The organism is Bradyrhizobium sp. AUGA SZCCT0283 (genome assembly GCF_018130385.1).
GTDB lineage: Bacteria > Pseudomonadota > Alphaproteobacteria > Rhizobiales > Xanthobacteraceae > Bradyrhizobium.
Map to the genome: position 1 here is coordinate 203,113 of NZ_JAFCLU010000008.1, position 18,304 is coordinate 221,416.

The 18,304-nt window shown below is 64.3% G+C and carries 15 protein-coding genes; 9 read left to right on the top strand and 6 right to left on the bottom strand.

Annotation, left to right across the window (positions count from 1 at the left end; genetic code table 11):
* Nucleotides 1-91: 91 nt before the first annotated feature.
* The 3 genes from JQ624_RS14020 to JQ624_RS14030 all read left to right on the top strand — a co-directional run bounded on the left by JQ624_RS14020 (nucleotide 92) and on the right by JQ624_RS14030 (nucleotide 1,835).
* A complete protein-coding gene (locus JQ624_RS14020; RefSeq protein WP_312014417.1) occupies nucleotides 92-610 on the top strand; it encodes a GNAT family N-acetyltransferase in 519 nt (172 codons plus the stop codon).
* Between the two features lie 25 nt (nucleotides 611-635).
* Complete coding sequence (locus JQ624_RS14025) at nucleotides 636-1,370, top strand: SDR family NAD(P)-dependent oxidoreductase (protein ID WP_212419471.1); 735 nt, start codon at nucleotides 636-638, stop codon at nucleotides 1,368-1,370.
* Between the two features lie 90 nt (nucleotides 1,371-1,460).
* On the top strand, nucleotides 1,461-1,835 hold the full coding sequence (locus JQ624_RS14030; RefSeq protein ID WP_212419472.1) for a CsbD family protein: 375 nt from the start codon (nucleotides 1,461-1,463) through the stop codon (nucleotides 1,833-1,835).
* Between the two features lie 165 nt (nucleotides 1,836-2,000).
* On the opposite strand, the gene JQ624_RS14035 is transcribed toward JQ624_RS14030, so the two are convergent.
* Together JQ624_RS14035 and JQ624_RS14040 are read right to left on the bottom strand one after the other, a co-directional pair.
* Nucleotides 2,001-3,734: an SGNH family hydrolase gene (locus JQ624_RS14035; RefSeq protein WP_212419473.1), complete on the bottom strand. Its 1,734-nt coding sequence runs from the start codon at nucleotides 3,732-3,734 to the stop codon at nucleotides 2,001-2,003.
* 229 nt (nucleotides 3,735-3,963) lie between these two features.
* Entirely contained in the window at nucleotides 3,964-5,352 is a 1,389-nt protein-coding gene (locus JQ624_RS14040; RefSeq protein WP_409334323.1) for a lytic murein transglycosylase, read from the bottom strand.
* A gap of 249 nt (nucleotides 5,353-5,601) precedes the next feature.
* On the opposite strand from JQ624_RS14040, the gene galU reads away from it, so the two are divergent.
* Entirely contained in the window at nucleotides 5,602-6,483 is an 882-nt protein-coding gene (gene galU / locus JQ624_RS14045) for a UTP--glucose-1-phosphate uridylyltransferase GalU (protein WP_212419474.1), read from the top strand.
* Between the two features lie 161 nt (nucleotides 6,484-6,644).
* Here galU and JQ624_RS14050 read toward each other — a convergent pair whose 3' ends face one another.
* A complete protein-coding gene (locus JQ624_RS14050; RefSeq protein ID WP_212419475.1) occupies nucleotides 6,645-8,171 on the bottom strand; it encodes a diguanylate cyclase in 1,527 nt (508 codons plus the stop codon).
* A 133-nt stretch (nucleotides 8,172-8,304) separates the two neighbouring features.
* On the opposite strand from JQ624_RS14050, the gene JQ624_RS14055 reads away from it, so the two are divergent.
* Both JQ624_RS14055 and JQ624_RS14060 read left to right on the top strand, forming a co-directional pair.
* Nucleotides 8,305-8,562 (top strand): hypothetical protein, encoded by a 258-nt coding sequence (locus JQ624_RS14055; protein ID WP_212419476.1) that lies wholly within the window; start codon nucleotides 8,305-8,307, stop codon nucleotides 8,560-8,562.
* 286 nt (nucleotides 8,563-8,848) lie between these two features.
* Nucleotides 8,849-10,393, top strand: coding sequence for a L,D-transpeptidase (locus tag JQ624_RS14060; protein WP_212419477.1), 1,545 nt, complete (start codon nucleotides 8,849-8,851; stop codon nucleotides 10,391-10,393).
* Between the two features lie 119 nt (nucleotides 10,394-10,512).
* On the opposite strand, the gene JQ624_RS14065 is transcribed toward JQ624_RS14060, so the two are convergent.
* The gene (locus JQ624_RS14065; protein WP_212419478.1) at nucleotides 10,513-13,389 is read right to left on the bottom strand and encodes an EAL domain-containing protein; all 2,877 of its coding nucleotides are present in this window, start codon (nucleotides 13,387-13,389) and stop codon (nucleotides 10,513-10,515) included.
* Nucleotides 13,390-13,509: 120 nt separating this feature from the next.
* Nucleotides 13,510-14,508 carry an NAD(P)H-quinone oxidoreductase gene (locus JQ624_RS14070; protein WP_212419479.1) on the bottom strand — a complete coding sequence of 333 codons (999 nt, stop codon included), beginning with the start codon at nucleotides 14,506-14,508 and terminating at the stop codon, nucleotides 13,510-13,512.
* A 105-nt stretch (nucleotides 14,509-14,613) separates the two neighbouring features.
* On the opposite strand from JQ624_RS14070, the gene JQ624_RS14075 reads away from it, so the two are divergent.
* On the top strand, nucleotides 14,614-14,805 hold the full coding sequence (locus JQ624_RS14075; RefSeq protein ID WP_212419480.1) for a DUF1192 domain-containing protein: 192 nt from the start codon (nucleotides 14,614-14,616) through the stop codon (nucleotides 14,803-14,805).
* Between the two features lie 517 nt (nucleotides 14,806-15,322).
* The gene (locus tag JQ624_RS14080) at nucleotides 15,323-15,835 is read left to right on the top strand and encodes a DUF1465 family protein (RefSeq protein ID WP_212419481.1); all 513 of its coding nucleotides are present in this window, start codon (nucleotides 15,323-15,325) and stop codon (nucleotides 15,833-15,835) included.
* A gap of 144 nt (nucleotides 15,836-15,979) precedes the next feature.
* Here JQ624_RS14080 and rpmE read toward each other — a convergent pair whose 3' ends face one another.
* Nucleotides 15,980-16,207, bottom strand: coding sequence for a 50S ribosomal protein L31 (rpmE, locus tag JQ624_RS14085; protein ID WP_025588166.1), 228 nt, complete (start codon nucleotides 16,205-16,207; stop codon nucleotides 15,980-15,982).
* A 180-nt stretch (nucleotides 16,208-16,387) separates the two neighbouring features.
* On the opposite strand from rpmE, the gene JQ624_RS14090 reads away from it, so the two are divergent.
* Nucleotides 16,388-18,244: an ABC transporter transmembrane domain-containing protein gene (locus JQ624_RS14090; RefSeq protein ID WP_212419482.1), complete on the top strand. Its 1,857-nt coding sequence runs from the start codon at nucleotides 16,388-16,390 to the stop codon at nucleotides 18,242-18,244.
* The last annotated feature ends 60 nt before the right edge of the window (nucleotides 18,245-18,304 follow it).

The window sequence follows — 18,304 nt, forward strand, 5'->3', positions numbered from 1 at the left end:
TCCGGACAGAGATGCGTGGTGCACGTTGCGGGATTGACAAGGCTGGCACCGATCCGCAGACAGGTCAAACCAGGCAGCAACAGGTGCAACGGTGGCCGACATTCCCCCTCTGCAGATTCGTCGCCTCGAGACTTCAGACACCGCCCTCTACAGGGATATCCGGCTGGAGGCGTTGAAAAGAAATCCCGAGGCTTTCGCCAGCACGTTTGAGAGAGAAAACGCGCAACCGCTGTCGTGGTTCGAAGCGGTCGTTGTCCGCGCAGATGTCTTCGGCGCATTCCTTGACGGAGCGCTTATGGGAATAGCCGGATATGCCGCGCCGGAAGGTTCGAAGCAGGCGCATAAAGGGCTGCTTTGGGGCATGTATGTTCGAGCCGCTGCGCGAAATTTGAATCTTGGAAAAAGACTTGTCGCGGCTGTGCTCGACCATGCGGACGGGCGCGTGGAGATGGTCCAGCTGACTGTGGTGAACGAGAACAAAGCTGCGTGCCGGCTTTACGGTGCCATGGGCTTTGTCGAGTACGGCTACGAAAAGCGAGCCCTCAAGCAGGACGGCCGATACTACGACGAGATTCTGATGGTCAAATTCCTCGACGAAGGCTTGAATTAGAACACAAAAAAGAAGGATCGCAGGGATGAACGAACTGGATTTCAGCGGCAGGCAGGTGCTGGTGGTTGGCGGCTCCAGTGGCATCGGTAACGGTATCGCGCAGGCGTTCCGCGCCAAGGGCGCGAATGTTGCCGTCTGCGGCACCCGCGCGAACGCTGCCGACTATTCGCCCGACGAAGGGTCGCATCTCGAAGGTCTCGACTACTTCCGGCTCGACGTCAGCAATGCTCAGGCGATCGAATCCTTCAAGCCAACTTTCGCGAAACTCGATGTGCTGGTGCTGGCGCAAGGCGCGGTGATCTACCGCCGCGGCGAATTCGAGATGGATGGCTTTCGCAAGGTCGTGGAAGTCAACCTGATGAGCCTGATGGCATGCGCGACCAAATTCCAGGCGATGCTGAGCGCGAGCCAAGGCTCGCTCATCATCGTCAGCTCGACCGCCGCCTATCACTCCACCATGGGCAATCCGGCCTACAACGCCTCGAAGACCGGCGCAGTCGGACTGACGCGCACGCTCGGCGAGGCGTGGGCCGGCAATGGCATCCGCGTCAACGGCATCGCGCCCGGCCTGGTCGACACCAAGATGACCAAGGCGACGACATCAAATCCGAAGCGGCTCGAAGGCGCGCTGGAGCGGATCCCGCTGAAGCGGCTCGGCACGCCCGCCGACATGGCCGGCGCGGCGCTGTTCCTGGCCTCGCCGCTTTCGTCCTACATCATCGGCCAGACCATCGTGGTCGATGGCGGGCTTATACTTTGAGCCAAGCGTTCTGAACCGGGGCATTTCGAGCGCTTCAGGAACCTGAACGGGTCTCGCCGGTTACCTTTCCTGAAACAGGGAGTAATCGCGATGGACAAGGATCGGATTGTCGGCTCGGCCAAGGATTTTGCCGGTAAGGTCGAAGGCGCTGTCGGCGACATGGCTGGCGATGCGAAGACGCAGGCCGAGGGCCGCGCGCGCGAAGCCGTCGGCACGGTGCAAAATCTCTACGGCCAGGCCAAGGATGCCGCCCGCGACGCCACGGATGCCGCCGTCAACTACGCCAAGGATGCTTATGAAAACAGCGGCGACACCGTTCGCAGCGGCCAGCAAGCGGTAGCGAAGACCGTGCAGGAAAATCCGCTCGGCGCGCTGCTGGTCGCAGGTGGAATTGGATTTGCGCTGGCGCTGTTGATGACGCGCCCGCCGCGCCGCCCGCCGCCGCGCTGGCGCTATTACGGCTAGAGCGTTTTCCAGCGAAGTGGAGACCGGTTCGCGTCAAGAAAACGCGTCAAATCAAAAATCTGGAGCCCCGTTCCGATTCCATCGGAACGGGGCTCCAGAACGGTCCTGATTAGTTCGCCGGCGATGCAATGCATCGTCGGGAAACGCGCGTCTCACGGTGAGGCGTCAGAATCGCGTGAGATTGCCCGGCGGGACCTCGGCCGATCGTCCGACATTACCCGGCGGGCGCGGCACGCCCGGGGCCACGGGTCCACGCGGCGGTGCGGCCGCAGGCGGCGCGGGCTGACGCGGCGCCGCGCCGAACCCGCCGAAGAAATCGCGCAGCGACGGCCCGTTGGTTTGCGCGGGTCGGATCTGCATCGGCTGCTGCTTCTTCTGTTGTTGTAACGTTTGCTGCGGCGGCGGAAGCAAAAGCTGCTTCTGTCCGGGCACCGCCGTCACCGTTCCGCTCGGAGAGGTGGCTGCTACCGGCGTATCGCCCTTGGCCTGCTCGCGGCCGATTTCCCGGCGCGGCCAGGCGTAATCGTCGGCGCGGCCAGCCGGTGCCGCCAGCGCTTCACCCTTCACCAGCGTGCGCGCAGCTAGCGCATCGACCCCGGCCGGACGCGAGCCGGGACCGCCGAGCAACTGATCCGTGCCAACGGAAGAGGCCACCAGCGGCATGACCGGTCCGGCGAGGGGACGCGGCGCCGGTTGACCCGGCACGACATTGGCGTCTGGGGTTGCCGGTTCGATCGGCACGGCGATCGGCCCGGAGCGGGCAGCGAGCAGGCGCGTCACTTCGCGCTCGACATAATGTGCAAGCTTGCGCGCGCCGGGCTTGGTGAAGAAGACACCGTCGGCCGTACGCAACTGGCGGATCTGGCCTTCGAAGTCGGGACCTTTCTGCAGGAAGCGGCCGGCTTCATCGACAAAGCCATCCCAGATATCGACATAGGTGATGCCGGCCTTGCCGGCGCCGTCGCGATACAGCGCATCCAGGAACAGCATGTCGGCCGTTCCCTTTTGCCCGCGGATCGCAGGCAGGCCGACCCACAACACCGGCACGCCCTTGGATTTCAATACGCCGATCAGCTCTTCGATCTTCTTGGCGTAGAGTTCGACCCAGCGCTCGTCGCGGAATTCGTAGAGCCCGCCGCCTGAGCGCGCGCTCTTTTCGGGGGCTGCGATTTGCGGTGTATCATCGTCCTCGGCATCGTCAGCCTTCGCGGTATCAGCCTTGGCAGTGTCTGCCTTGGTTCCATCAGTCTTGCCAGCATCGGCCTTGGCAGTATCAGTCGAGCTTTCAGGCTTGGACTTTGCATCGCCCGGCTTGGCGCGCGCGTCCTTCTTGTCGTCCTTCTTGTCGCTCTTCTTCTCAGGCGCTGCTTCGCGGATGGCCTGGCGGTCGTTGAGGCCGAGCATGACGACGATGGCATCCGGCTTTTCGTTGGCGAGGATGCCCTTGGCGGCCGCGGCCCAATCGGCGGGCTCGCCGCGCGGCTGATACTTGATCAGGCCGGAGGCGGTCTTGTGCTTGCGGATCACGCCCATGTCGGGCTGCTCGGCATAGGCGTCTTCCAGGCCATAGCCGAGCCAGTCGGCCATGGCGTCGCCCAGCACCAGCACGTTACGTTCCGGCACCGTGTCGCGCTTGGCGGGCCCAGGCGCGCGGGAGAAATCCTGGCGCGGCGCCTGCTGCTGAGGCCCTTGCTGGAAGGGTGCAAAGAAATCGCCGCCGAACCAGCCGCCGCCACGTTGTGGCGCTTGCCGCTGCGGCGGACCGCCGAAGCCACCGAAATTGAAAAACTGCGCCGAGGCAGGGCCGACGATCCCGATCAGAAGCGCGATCGCAACCGCCAGCGCCACCAGCGGGCCAGTGTCGGTGAACACGCGCAAGAAGGACTTTGGCTTTCGCATCCGGCTCGGTCGCAATGGATCGTGAGGCGTGAAATATAGTAGCGGAATCGGGCCGCAAGCGGGCAGATTTTCCCCATAAACCGGGGTTCCGGCCCGACCGTCAAGGCTTCTGCCGAATCGTGGTTTTCAGGGTTACTTTCGGGCGGAAAACCTGACTTTCATAGCGTTTTCGAGCGAGGTGGAGTCCGGTTCGCGTAAAGAAAACGGGTCAAAACTAAAACTAAAGGCTCTACCGCCCCCGCAGCCGCTCCAGGACGTCGGAGGAGGCGAATCCGTCCGCCGGCGTCCCGATCGAGGCCTGGAAGCTGCGCAGCGCCTCCCGGGTCTGGCCGCCGAACTGGCCGTCCGGCGTGCCGCGATAGAAGCCGCGCTGGGCCAGGAGCTGCTGCAGTTCCAGCCGCTCGGCGCGCGACAGCACCCGTTCCTGCCGCGGCCAGGGCTGCACGAACGGCGCCCCGCCGCGCAGGCGGTCGGCAAAATGGCCGATCGCCAGCGCATAGGCCTCCGCCGGGTTGTATTTCATGATCACGCGGAAATTCTGCAGCATCAGGAAGCCGGGCCCCTGCGCGCCGGCGGGCGCCAGCAGATAGGCCTTTTCGGTGGTGTCAGGGAACGGCTTGCCGTCGGCCCGCTTCATTCCCTGGCTCTGCCACTGCGCGATCGTCATCGCCTTGGCCTTGTCCGCCAGCATGAAATTAAAACCCTCCGGCAGCACCACCTCGTAGCCCCAGCTTCGGCCGGTCTGCCAGCCGTCCTTCTTGAGGTTGTTGGCGGTGGAGGCGATCAGGTCGGCGGCGTTGTCGACGACGTCGCGGCGGCCGTCGCCGTCAGCATCCACGGCGTAGCGCTTGAAGGCGGTCGGCATGAACTGCGTCGGCCCGAACGCGCCGGCCCAGGAGCCGCGCATCTGTTCGGGACGCAGATCGCCGCGGTTGAGGATTTCCAGCGCGGTGAGGAATTCGTCCCTGAAATACGCCTGGCGGCGGCCGATGCAGGCCAGCGTCGCCGTCGACTGCACCACGTTGCGGTCGCCCATCTGCGTCGAATAGTTCGACTCGATGCCCCAGATCGAGGCGATCGCGTAGCGGTCGACGCCGTAGGCTTTCTCCGCCGCGTCGAACTGCGGCTTGTATTTCGCGAGGATCTCGCGGCCCTTGGCGAGACGATTGTCGTTCACGAGGATGTCGAGATAGTCCCAGATCGCCTTGGTGAATTCGGGCTGCGAATCCATCAGGTCCATGATGCGCAAATCGGGCTCGAGGTCAGCGGTGAAGCGCTCGAAATTCGCTTGCGTGATGTTGCGCCGTGCGGCATCCGGCCACATCGAGGCGACGCAATTTTGAAAATTCGCGGCCGCCTGCCGGATCGCGGATGCCGTCATCAGCGGATGGCCGGAGGCGCCGTCCTCGCCGCTCCAAGGGGGCGGCGCCGGCGGACCGCCGTCCGGGCCGGGCGCGGCCTGCGGTGCCGGGCCGGATTTCGGACCGGAGAAGATGTTGCCGAAAAAGTTCGAAACCCCGTTGCCGGAGGATTGGGCCTGGGACGGGCTGACAAAAACGGCCTGGCTGGAACACGCCAGCGCCGCCGCGATCATGATCGCGCCGGCTCGATTGGTCATCGCTCGTTCAGGCAAACCCATTCAGTGTCCGTCCGTTGTTTCTCACCCCGGTTCAGAAGGCCCTGCCACGGTTTCCAACAGCTTAACAGAGGCGGAATTTCGTTGTCGCCCCCGGCCAGCGCAAGGGGAGGCGAAACAACTGGCACCATACATCCGCCTTTGTTGGGGGATGCAAACCGGCTACCAACGTGCAATCAAAGCACTTTCCCCGTTCCCAAAATTCCTCATTTCCAAGGCCCTCGACATCCCATGAAAATCCGTAAAGCCGTTTTCCCGGTCGCCGGTCTCGGCACCCGCGTCCTGCCCGCCACCAAGGCGATGCCGAAGGAAATGCTGACCATCGTCGACAAGCCGCTGATCCAGTACGTGGTCGACGAGGCCAAGGAGGCCGGCATCGAGCATTTCGTCTTCGTCACCGGGCGCAACAAGGGCGTGATCGAGGATCATTTCGACCGGATGTTCGAGCTCGACACCACGCTGGCCGCGCGCGGTAACAAGAAGGCCGAGCAGGACATTTTGGCGCGCGACCAGCCCGAAGCCGGCGCCACCAGTTTCACCCGCCAGCAGGCGCCGCTCGGCCTCGGGCACGCGGTCTGGTGCGCGCGCGACATCGTCGGCGACGAGCCGTTCGCCGTGCTGCTGCCGGACGAACTGGTGCTGAACAGCCCGGGTTGCCTGAAGCAGATGATCGAGGCTGCCAGCAAGCTCGGCGGCAAGTCCAATCTGCTCGCGGTGGAAGCGGTGCCCGACGATCTCACCCATCAATACGGCATCTGCGGCGTCGGCAAGCGGCTCGCCAAGAATATGTTCGAGGTCAACGGCATGGTGGAGAAACCGCCGAAGGGCACCGCGCCGTCAAACCTTTCGATCACCGGGCGCTACATCCTGCAGCCGGAAATCTTCAAGATCCTGGAGACCCAGGAGCGCGGCGCGGGCAACGAGATCCAGCTCACCGATGCGATGAAAACCCTCGCCAGGACGCAAAGCTTCTACGGCGTGGAGTTCGAGGGTGAGCGGCACGATTGCGGCTCGAAATCCGGCTTCCTGCGCGCCAACATCGCCTACGGAATGGCACGCCCCGACCTTCGCGACGGCCTGCGCGCAGAGATGAAGAAGTATCTGGAGAAGTGAGGAAGGCCGACGCTGTTGTCGCCGTCATTGCGAGGAGCGAACGCGACGACTTGTCCGCCGTAGCTCGAAGAGCGAAGGCGGAAGCAATCCATCGCTCCGCATGCGCTGAGGCATGGATTGCTTCGCTTCGCTCGCAATGACGACGGTGCGGTGGTGAACGCTTACGCCACCAGCGCCAGCTGCGGGATCGCGGCGACCACCGACTGATTGCGGCCATTGGCTTTGGCGGCATAGAGCGCCTTGTCGGCGGCTTCGATGAGGTCGGGCCAGCTCAATGGCGCAGCCGGCGTCATGCTCGCCACACCGATACTGACGGTCGTCACGCTGGGGTCTTCCGCCCACTGTTCGACCTTCAGGCGGATGGTTTCGGCGACGGTGAACGCTTCCACCGCCGAGAGGCCCGGCAGGAGTACCGCGAATTCCTCGCCGCCGTAGCGCGCCGGACAGTCGCCCGACCGCCGCACCGAGTCCGAAATGCAGATCGCGATGCCGACCAGCACCTGGTCGCCGGCCTGGTGTCCGTAGGTGTCGTTGTAGGCCTTGAAGTGGTCCGCATCGATCATCAGCACCGCGATGGAGGTCTCGTTGCGCGCCGCCCGCCGCCATTCCAGATCGATTTCGGAATCGAATTTGCGCCGGTTCTTCAGGCCGGTGAGCGCATCGGTCGTCGCCAGCTCCTCCAGCTTGCGCTCGGCCTCGGCGCGGCGGCCGATCTCGCGCGCGAGGAACAGCGTGGTACCGACCACGAACAGGATCAGCACCATCATGACCGCCCCGATCCGCAGCACTTCCCGGTGCCAAAGGTTCAGGATGCTCGCCAGCGGCTTTCCGACCACGACAAAGAACAGATTCGTGCTGCCGCTTCGAACATAAAGCCGCGGCGTCGGATCCACCGGCCCGACGCCGGCATAGGCCGTGCCTTCCTTCAGATTGTCCGCCCGCCAGTTTGGCCGCTCCGCCAGATTCTTTCCGATGACATCGAGGTCAAACGGCGTCCGCATGATGATCGTTCGATCGCGGCGCAACACCGTGATCGTATCGCCGGGGTTGAGGGTGAGCCGGCCGAACAGGTCATGGAAATAAGTGAAACGGATCGAGCCCACCACGACGCCAAGGAAGCCGCCATCGGTATCGTTGATGCGCCGGCTGAGCACGATCGAATAGGCGCCGCGGCGCAGCATCGGGCGGCTCATATATAGGCCCACATCGGGGTCGGAGCGATGAACCCAAAAATACTCCTCGTCGCTGCGATCCTCCGGCGCCGGATCGAGGCTTGCCGCGTCGTGTGTCAGCTTGCCCTGCGCGTCGAACACCTGGATGGCGCCGAAGTGTTTGGCGGTGGCGGCGTGATCAAACAGGATCAGGTGCTGGATTTCTTTGCTGACGCCCTTGATCTCCGGTATCACCAGGTTGCTGACGACATTGCGTAGCGAGAGGTCGTAAAGTTCGATATTCCGGCTGATGTCGGCATCGATGCCGGCAGCGAGATTTTCCAGAGTCTGGCGCGCGAGCTCTTCCTCGCCGCGGCGCATGTCGAGCATGACGCTGGTGCAAATCGCGGAGAAACCGATCACGGTCGCAATGGACGACGCGATCAACAGCTTCGCAGACAATCGCCAGGGCCGGCGGCCGGAGTCTCTCCTGAACCAACCCTTTCCGGCCACGTCGCTTTGCCGTCCGAACAGCATGGTCCGCTCCAAGCCTTCCGGTATGCTGCCAGATATGTTGTTGCGGCCTTAAACGGCGACAGCGATATGATAATCAGTTAACGCTTGGTTGCCGGGAGCGACGGTTTTATGCAAATCGCCATTGGAGACACGGGTGAACGACTACGACCTGCTGCGGAACTATCTGAAGAAGCAGAAACTTCCTGAATTCGTGCTGAGTTTCGAACAGATCGAGGAGATCATCGACGCAGCCCTGCCGCGCGCCGCGCACCGCGCATCATGGTGGGAAACGCTGCGCAGCCCGCAGGAGAAGATGCCGCAGCGCGAGGCCTGCCTGGAAGCCGGCTATATCGCGACGCGGCAGGCGGACGGGAAGAGCGTGAAGTTCAAGAAGATGCCGGTGAGGCGGTGAGGGCGCGCCGCTCACCCGTCATCACCGGCAGGGACGTCTGCTTTTCCCTCTGGAGCCGACGTCGTCTTGCTCCGTGCTGCACGTCCAAAAAGTGCCAATTTTCCGCCGCGAGACACGCTTCCTGCTACGCGGGCTGTCGTATATGAGAGAATTGCCAACGGAACGTGCCGATAGTCTTAAGGAGCAAATTGGCGGCGTGGATGGCGGCGGCGGTTAGTTAGTCCAAAATCGCGATCTGATACTTGATCGATGCAAGCGCGGACAGGCATTTCAACCGGGGCATGGCATGGTGAATCGATTTACGACGGCGCGATCCACCGTGGCGATACGGCGTTGGGGCCCTCCCGCCATTGTGACGCTTGCGGCGATGGCAGCAGTGACGGCGCTGACCGCCGACGCCGCGGCGAGACAGGCGCGCCCCAAGCCTCCCACCGAGGCGACGGCGCCGCGCGATGCAGGCGAGCCGATCATGGCGATCGTGTCGATCAAGGCCCAGCAGGTCACTTTCTACGACGCCGACGGCTGGATCATGCGCGCGCCGGTGTCGACCGGCACCACGGGACGCGAGACGCCGGCCGGAATCTTCGCCGTCCTCGAAAAGGAGAAGGAACACCGCTCGACCCTCTATGACGATGCCGAGATGCCGAACATGCAGCGCATCACCTGGAACGGCATCGCGCTGCACGGCGGGCCGCTGCCGGGGTATGCGGCCTCGCACGGCTGCATTCGGATGCCCTTTGGCTTTGCCGAGAAGTTGTTCGACAGGACGCGGATCGGGATGCGGGTGATCATCTCGCCTGATAACGCCGAGCCGGTCGAGTTCTCCCATCCGGCGCTGCTGGTGCCGAAGGCGGAGGCCATCGCGGCCGCGCCGGCCAGGGCCGAGGCGCTCCCCCGTGAGGCGGCCGAGGCCGCCAAGACGGCCGACGAGGCGAAGAAAGCCGCCGCGACAGCGACGCGCGAGTCGGCGTCGCTGTCGGCGTCGTTGCGCAAGCTGGAGGGGTTCAAGGCCCGCGCCGCCGCCGAGCTCGCTTACGCCGACAAGGCGCTCGCCGCCGCCAGGACGGACGAGGCCAAGGCGCGGGCCGAGGACCTCAAGCAAAAGGCCGTCGCCAAGGCCGCGGAACTGGGGAACCAGCTCGACACCGCCAGGGCCGACGCGAAATCGAAGCTCGACGCCGCCGCCGTCGCAAAGGAAGCGGCCAAGACGGCGCAGACGCGGAAAGCCGACACCGCCAAAGCGGCGAGCGAGGCGAGGCTCGCGCTCGAGCCGGTCTCGATCTACATCAGCCGCGCGACGCAGAAGCTTTACGTGCGCCGCCCCACGCATAAGCCGGCACCTGACGGCGGCGGCATCGTGTTCGATGCGACGATTGAGGTTCCGGTCACGATCCGCAATCCCGAAAGACCGATCGGCACGCATGTGTTCACGGCGGTGGCGCGCAGCGAGGCGGGCCTGCGCTGGACTGCGGTCACGATCGACAACGGCGACAACGCCAAGGCTGCGCTCGACCGCATCGCCGTTCCGCAGGATGTGCTCGATCGCATCGCGCCGACCGCATTGCCGCGATCCTCGATCGTCATCTCGGACGAGCCGCTGAGCCGCGAGACCAACTATCGCACGGAGTTTGTCGCGGTGCTGAACAACCAACCCCAGGGCGGCTTCTTAACGCGGCGGCCGACAGCCGATGTCTTCGTTGCGAGCGACGACGTCCAGGGCGACGATGGCTTCGGCTTCTTCAATTTCCAACGCGATCGGGACCCCCAAGCCGGCAATACGCGCCGGCGCGGCGGCCAGTACTATCGTCAGATGCAACCGGGCTGGTGGTAACACGTGGCGCGCCGCGGGTAGAAAGGCGGGGATTCATAACCCCGGGCGTAGTTGTAGCAAAGGCAATTGGCCCCACCACCTCACAGACGAGCGGCGTAGGGGTCCTTCGCCGAGGCCGCTTAGCTCGCCGCCTCGAGCCGCTCTTCCGTCAATAGCCGCATCGCGGCGTCGGCGTCCATCGGCTCGCCGAAGGCAAAGCCCTGCGCGTATTCGCAGCCCAGTTGATAGAGCTCCACCGCGTCCGAATCCGTCTCCGCGCCTTCCGCCACCACGTCCATGCCGAGGTCGTGGGCGAGCGCGATGATCGATTTGAGGATCACGGGGCGCGTGCCGCGGCTCGTGGTGCGCACGAAGGACTGGTCGATCTTGATGGTGTCGAAGGGAAAACGCTGCAGATAGGCCAGCGAGGAATGGCCGGTGCCGAAATCGTCGAGCGACAGCCCGGTGCCGAGCTCGCGGATGCGGGTCAGCATCTGCGCCGCGTGCTCCGGGTTCTCCATGACCAGCGATTCCGTCAATTCCAGCTTGAGCGTGCCCCGCGCCACCGACGAGCGTGACAGCACGGTGCGGATATCGTGGATCAAATCATGGCGCAGCAACTGCCGCGAGGAGACGTTGACAGAGGCGAAGATCGGCTCGCGCGAGCGCATCGCGCGCTGCCACACCGAAAGCTGCCGCGCGGTCTGGTCCATCACGAACATGCCGAGATCGACGATCAGGCCGATTTCCTCGGCAATCGAGATGAATTCCGACGGCGACATCCGGCCGAGCTTGGGATGATCCCAGCGCGCCAGGGCCTCGAAGCCGGCGATCGAGCGGTCTTCCAGCCGCACGATCGGCTGGTACAGGATCGTAATTTCCTGCCGCTCGATGGCGCGGCGCAGTTCGCTTTCCAGCGTCAGGCGGTCGGTCTTGCGGGCGCGCATCGCGGGCTTGTAGACGTCGATGCGGTCGCCGCCGATGCGCTTGGAGTGATACATCGCAAGCTCGGCGTCTTTGATGATCTCGTCGGTCAATTGCGTCTGCGGATCGGACAGCGCGAGCCCGATGGAAGCGGTCAGGAAGATCTCGCGGTCGTTGAAGGCGATCGGCGCGCGGATGGTTTTGCGGATGGTTTCGGCGAACGCGGTGATGCGCGCCGGATCCTGCTCCGACAACAGGATCAGGCCGAACTGGTCGCCGGCCAGCCGCGCCAGCGTGTCCTGCGGTTTCAGGATGCGCGTCAGGCGCCGCGCCAGCGTCAAGAGGATGGAGTCGCCGACCGCGATGCCGACGGAATCATTGACCTGCTTGAAACGGTCGAGGTCGATCACCATCAGCGTCGGCCGCAGGGTCGGCATGCTCTTGGCGAAATTGGCGACCGCCCCAAGGCGATCCATGAACAATTTGCGGTTCGGCAGACCGGTGAGGTTGTCATGCACGGAATCGTGCAGCATGCGCTCTTCGGCGTTCTTGATCTCGGTGACGTCGGTCAGCGTTCCGACCACGCGCGAGACCTCGCCGTCGGAGCCGACCACCGGGCGTGCCTTCAGCGCGAACCACATGAAATGGCCATCGGGCGTGCGCAGGCGGAAATCCTGCACCAGCCGCCCGCGGCGCTGGTCGAGCACGCTGTCGAGGGCTGCGCGGAAGCGATCCTGGTCGAGCGGGTGCAGCACCTCGAGCCATTTTGCGGCCGGGCCCTCCAGCGTGCCGCGTTTCAGCCCGAGCAGGCTTTCGGTCTCCGGGCTGGTGAACACCTTGTCGGCCGAGACGTCCCAGTCCCAGATCAGGTCGCCGGAGCCCGTCAGCGCCAGCGCGCGGCGCTCGACGTCGGAGACGATGCCGGTGGTCGCGCCGCCGCCGGCGAAGGCGTGCTGCATCACCGTAAATCCGATCAGCATCACGATCAGCACGAGGCCGCCGAGCAAAGCGGGGCCTACGATGTCGTTGGTCACCGAGCCCGCCACCGTCATGCCGGCCGCGATCACCCAGACCACCAGCAGGAACCAGGTCGGAATCAACAGCACCGCGCGGTCGAAACCATGCGTCGAGAGATAGACGATCAGGGCAAAGCCGGCGAAGGCGATCAGCACCAGCGAGATGCGCGCGATGCCGGAGGCGACCGCGGGATCGAACAGCGCCAGCGCCACCAGCGAGCCGAGGAAGGCGAGCCAGCCGACGGTGATGTGGGAATAGCGCACATGCCAGCGGCTGAGATTGAGATAGGCGAACAGGAACACGAGCAGCGTCGCCGCCAGGATCGCTTCGCCCGCCGCGCGCCAGACGCGCTCGGCGTTGTTCGACATGTCGAGCACCTTGCCCCAGAAGCCGAAATCGACGCCGATATAGACCAGCACCGCCCAGGCAAGTGCTGCGGCAGCCGGGAACATGATGCTGCCCTTGACCACGAACAGGATCGTCAGCACCAGCGCCAGGAGGCCGGAGATGCCGATCACGATGCCCTGGTAGAGCGTGAACGAGTTGACCTTGTCCTTGTAGGCGTCGGGTTCCCACAGATAGAGCTGCGGCAGCTTGTCGGTGCGCAGTTCGGCGACGAAGGTGATGACGGCGCCGGGATCGAGCGTGATGCGGAAGATGTCGGCGGTCGCGCTTTCCTGGCGTTCCGGACGATCGCCGGTCGACGGGGTGATGGTTGCGATGCGCGACAGGCCGAGGTCGGGCCACAGCAGGCCGGACGACACGATGCGATAATGCGGGGCGACGATCAGGCGGTCGAGCTGGTCGTCGGTGTTGTTGGCCAGCGCGAACACCACCCAGTTCTGCCCGCCTTCGCGGGCGCGGACTTCGATGCGGCGGACGATGCCGTCGGTTCCCGGCGCCGTCGAAACCTGGATGCGGTCGGTTTCGCTGCGCTGGTGGTCGAGGACTGCGGTGAGATCGATGGCAGGCGCGTCACTGCGGACGCTGACCGCGTCAATGGCGTGCGCCGCTGGCGCGACCGCAACAATCATGAGGCCCAGCGCTAACCGCGCAAGGCACCTGATCAGACGCAATGTCAGTACTCCGAGAACAACGACCTCCCGGGCCTGCGAATAGTCCGGCGGTGTCCGCGATAAATGACATGAAAGCGAAGCGAATCAAAGGGTTTCCGCCTTCGCTTCGCTGGCGATCGGCTAAACCGCCAACACAATTTTGCCAATATGTGCGCTGGTCTCCATCCGCCGGTGTGCGTCGGCGGCCTTTTCCAGCGGGAATGAGCTGTCCATCAGCGGTTTTACCCGTCCTTCGCGCAATAGTGGCATGACCTTGGCCTCGATCGCCGCGACCATCGCCGCCTTATCCGCATTAGTACGGGGGCGCAGCGTGGAGCCGGTGTGGGTCAGCCGTTTCACCATCACCTTGGCAATGTTGACGGTGACCTTGGGTCCGTTGAGGGTTGCGATCTGCACGATGCGGCCATCGACCGCGGCGGCATCATAGTTCCGATCGACATAGTCGCCGGCGACCATGTCGAGGATCAGGTTGGCTCCCACATTGTTGGTCTCCGCCTTGACCACGGCCACGAAGTCCTCGGTCTTGTAGTTGATGGCGCGGTCGGCGCCGAGTTTCAGGCAGGCGTCGATCTTGTCCTGCGAGCCGACGGTCACGATCACTTTCGAGCCGAACGCTTTCGCAAGCTGGATCGCCATGGTGCCGATGCCGGATGAGCCGCCGTGGATCAGCAAGGTCTCGCCCGGCTTCAGCGCGCCGCGCTCGAACACATTGTGCCAGACCGTCATCAGCGTTTCCGGGAGCGCGCCGGCTTCCTGGATCGAGAGCGACGGCGGCACCGCCATCGCCTGCGCGTCTTGCGCAATGCAGTATTGGGCATAGCCGCCGCCCGCCACCAGCGACATCACCTTGTCGCCGAGCTTGTGCCTGGTGGCGCCTGCGCCGAGGGCGACTACTTCGCCTGCGATTTCAAGGCCGGGCAGGTCGCTGGCGCCGGGCGGCGGCGGGTAGGCGCCGGAGCGCTGCGCGACGTCCGGGCGGTTGACGCCGGCGGCCATCACCTTGACCAGGATTTCGCCCGGACCGGGCACGGGCACGGCGCGGGTTTCCGGCAACAATACCTCGGGGCCGCCGGGCTTGCTGATGCCGATGACGGTCATTTGCGCGGGCAGCTTTTCCATGATTTGTCCTTGCGAAATGCGGGAATTTTGAAGGCGGCCCCTGATTAGCCAGCCCGGCTCCGGCTGGCAACCGCTCCGGGGATCGCCGAGAGCACGGAGAAACGCATGGCCATCGAGGATGACGACAAGCCGCGGAAGAAAATCACCCACGAGATCGGGCAGGACCTGTCGCTGCTGTCGGTTGAGGAACTGACCGAGCGCATCGCGCTGATGAATTCGGAGATCGAAAGGTTGCAACAGGCCGTCGCCAAAAAGCGCGCGTCAAAGGATGCGGCGAACAGCTTTTTCAAGACGTAGGATTTTGCAGCCCGATCTCTCATCCCGTCGTCCCGGACAAGTGAGCGCAGCGAACGCGATCCCGGACCAATACGCCGCGGCCCATCTTGTGGCAGGCCGCTGGCCGACTTTTCCCGCAATCACGACCGCCGGTGTTATGGGTCCCTGCTCCGCAGGACGCCCCTGTGGTTGGAGTCAAGATTAAACTCGGCCACTGGCCGACATGGCAAATAATCCCTGAAGAAAATCGCTCGTTTACGAAGGATTAAGCTTTCTCGATTATGACTGGCATCGTCCTCGTTTGGACACCGAGTGGCTCCTGTCCACTCTGTTTGACGCCTCCCTGTTATCAACTTCAAAAGCCGCCGGAAACGGCGGCTCTTTTTTGTGCGCAGCACGGCTATTTTGTGCCCCCATACGCTGGAAACCATAAATCCGGTTGCCGCTGGACTCTCGACTTCGCCCGAGCAATGATTTGTTCATCATAAGCCGGTGGTTCACAGCCGGCGGGGCAAGTAGTGGCGTGAGGGCGTTAACCATGGCGGACCGTTCGCAAAGCGAATCCGCGCTCGTTCTGTTCAGCGAGCGGCTCACCAATTCCGCGGCATTCGGAGTTCTGTTTCGGGAAGGCATGGACCTGGTTGAGGAAACCGCCGCCTATCTCGACGGCGACGGCCGCACCGAGGCCAAGGCGCTCGAACGTTCCGTCAGCCTCACTTACGCAACCGAAAGCATGCGCCTCACCACCCGCCTGATGCAGCTCGCATCCTGGCTGCTGCTGCATCGCGCGGTCAAGGAAGGCGAGATGACGCTGACCCAGGCCAATCGGGAAAAGACCAAGGTCAAGCTTACGGCCGCCGATCCCGGTGCTGAGGACATGATCGCAAAGCTGCCGCAGCAATTGCAGGATCTGATTGCGCGCTCGATGAGCCTGCAGACGCGGGTTCGCCGGCTCGACACCACGATCCACACGCCGCCAGCGGAACGGGCCCCGATCGGCAACCCGCTGGTGCCGCAGCTCAACCGCCTGAAGGCGGCGTTCGAGCAGTAAGCCTCTCCATGGTCATTGCGAGCGAAGCGAAGCAATCCATGCCTCCGCTTCGCTCCTCGCAATGACGAGCGAAACAAAAAACGCCCCGGCAAACCGGGGCGTTTTTCATGTCTGGGCGGGAGCAGGGAGGGGACCCGAAAACCCTCAGTCCTTCTTGAGGAAGCCCGAAAACTTCTTCTGGAAGCGCGACACGCGGCCGCCGCGGTCGAGGAGCTGCTGCGAGCCGCCGGTCCAGGCCGGGTGCGACTTGGGGTCGATATCGAGGTTCAGCTTGTCGCCTTCCTTGCCCCAAGTGGAGCGGGTCTGGTACTCGGTCCCGTCGGTCATCACGACCGTAATCATATGATAATTCGGATGAATTTCGGCTTTCATGGCATATCCTTCGGCGCGCCGGCGCCCGTCGCAAATGTCAGGGGATACGGGATTTGGCGGCTCTATAACGTAAGCCGCCCGCCAAAACAAGCTACGTATAAGCCCTGATTGGGAATCTGCCGGATTTGCCAGAGGGGCCCCGAGGGGCCTATCTGGGGGCGGCAAAACCGGTCGGATTTCATGAGCGCAGCGGAACAGTTTGAGGCCCCCCCTAGCACGCCTCCACGGCGCGATGCGCTGCTTGAGGAAGAGGCCTTCATCGAATCCCAGTTGACGCAGTCGCCGGCCAAGACGAGCGCCAGGCTCCGCCCGCTGCTGGCGCTGGCGCCTTACGTCGCGCGCTATCGTGGACGCGCGCTGCTTGCCTTCATCTCGCTGACGGTTGCGGCGATCACCACGCTGGTGGTGCCGATCGCGGTCAGGCGCATGATCGATTTCGGCTTCAGCCCCGAAGGCATCGCGCTGATCAACAGCTATTTCAGCGTCATGATCGCCATTGTCGCGGTGCTGGCCGCGGCAAGCGCGTCGCGCTACTATCTCGTCATGACGATCGGCGAGCGCATCGTCGCCGATCTCAGGCGCGACGTGTTCGCGCATCTGGTCTCGCTGTCGCCCGCGTTCTTCGATTCCGCGCGCTCGGGGGAACTGGTGTCGCGGCTGACCGCCGATACCACCCAGATCAAATCCGCGGTCGGCGCCTCGGTGTCTATCGCGCTGCGCAACATGATGCTGTTCATCGGCGCCACCGCCATGATGGTGATCACGAGCCCAAAACTGTCGGGCTTCGTGCTGCTGGCGATTCCGCTGATCGTGATTCCGCTGGTGGCGTTCGGACGCTGGGTGCGGCGGCTGTCGCGCAACGCACAGGATACGCTGGCGGACGCCAGCGCCTACGCTTCCGAACTGATCGGCGCGATCAGGACCGTGCAGGCCTATACCAGCGAGCGGCTGGCGACCAGCCGCTTCGGCGGCGAGGTCGAACAGGCCTATGAGGCGGCACGCAACTCGACGCGGGCGCGCGCGGTGCTGACGCTGATCATCATCTTCATCGTGTTCTCCAGCGTCGTGGCGATCCTCTGGGTCGGCTCGCACGACGTGCTGACCGGCCAGATCACGCCGGGCCGGCTCGGCCAGTTCGTGCTGTACGCGGCGTTCGCCGCCACCGGTCTCGGCCAGCTCAGCGAGGTCTGGGGCGAAGTCTCGGCCGCCTCGGGCGCCGCCGAGCGGCTGTTCGAGATCCTGCGCGTGAAATCGCAGATCGCGGCGCCGCCGCAGCCGGCAGCACTGCCGCAGCCTGCGCGCGGCGACGTCGGTTTCGATCATGTCAGCTTCGCCTATCCGACGCGGCCGGACGTGCTCGCAATCGACAACGTCTCGCTCGCGGTCAAGGCCGGCGAAAAGGTCGCGATCGTCGGACCATCAGGGGCGGGCAAGAGCACGCTGTTTCATCTCCTGCTGCGCTTCTACGATCCCGCGCGCGGCACGATTTCGCTCGACGGCGTACCGGTCAGATCGGCCGATCCGGTTGACGTGCGCGCGCGCATCGCGCTGGTGCCGCAGGACACGGTGGTGTTCGCGGCCTCCGCGCGCGAAAACATCCGCTTCGGCCGGCCCGACGCCAGCGATGCCGAGGTTGAGCGCGCCGCCGATCTGGCGCATGCCACCGAATTCGTCCGGCGTCTGCCCGGCGGCTTCGAGGCGCAGCTCGGCGAGCGCGGCGTGACGCTGTCCGGCGGCCAGCGCCAGCGCATCGCGATCGCGCGCGCGATCCTGCGCGACGCGCCGCTGCTATTGCTCGACGAGGCGACCTCCGCGCTCGATGCCGAAAGCGAGACGCTGGTGCAGACCGCGCTGGAGGAATTGATGCGCCACCGCACCACGCTGGTCATCGCACATCGCCTCGCGACCGTGCTGTCCTGCGACCGCATTATGGTGATGGACCAGGGCAAGATCGTCGAACAAGGCACGCATGCCGAACTGGTCGCCGCGAACGGGCTTTATGCAAGGCTGGCGCGGCTGCAGTTCGAGGGGGGATAAAAAAGCGGGAACCAAAACGTTGCGAGTCTGTTGCAACCTCGTTCTCTAGGTCCGATCGAA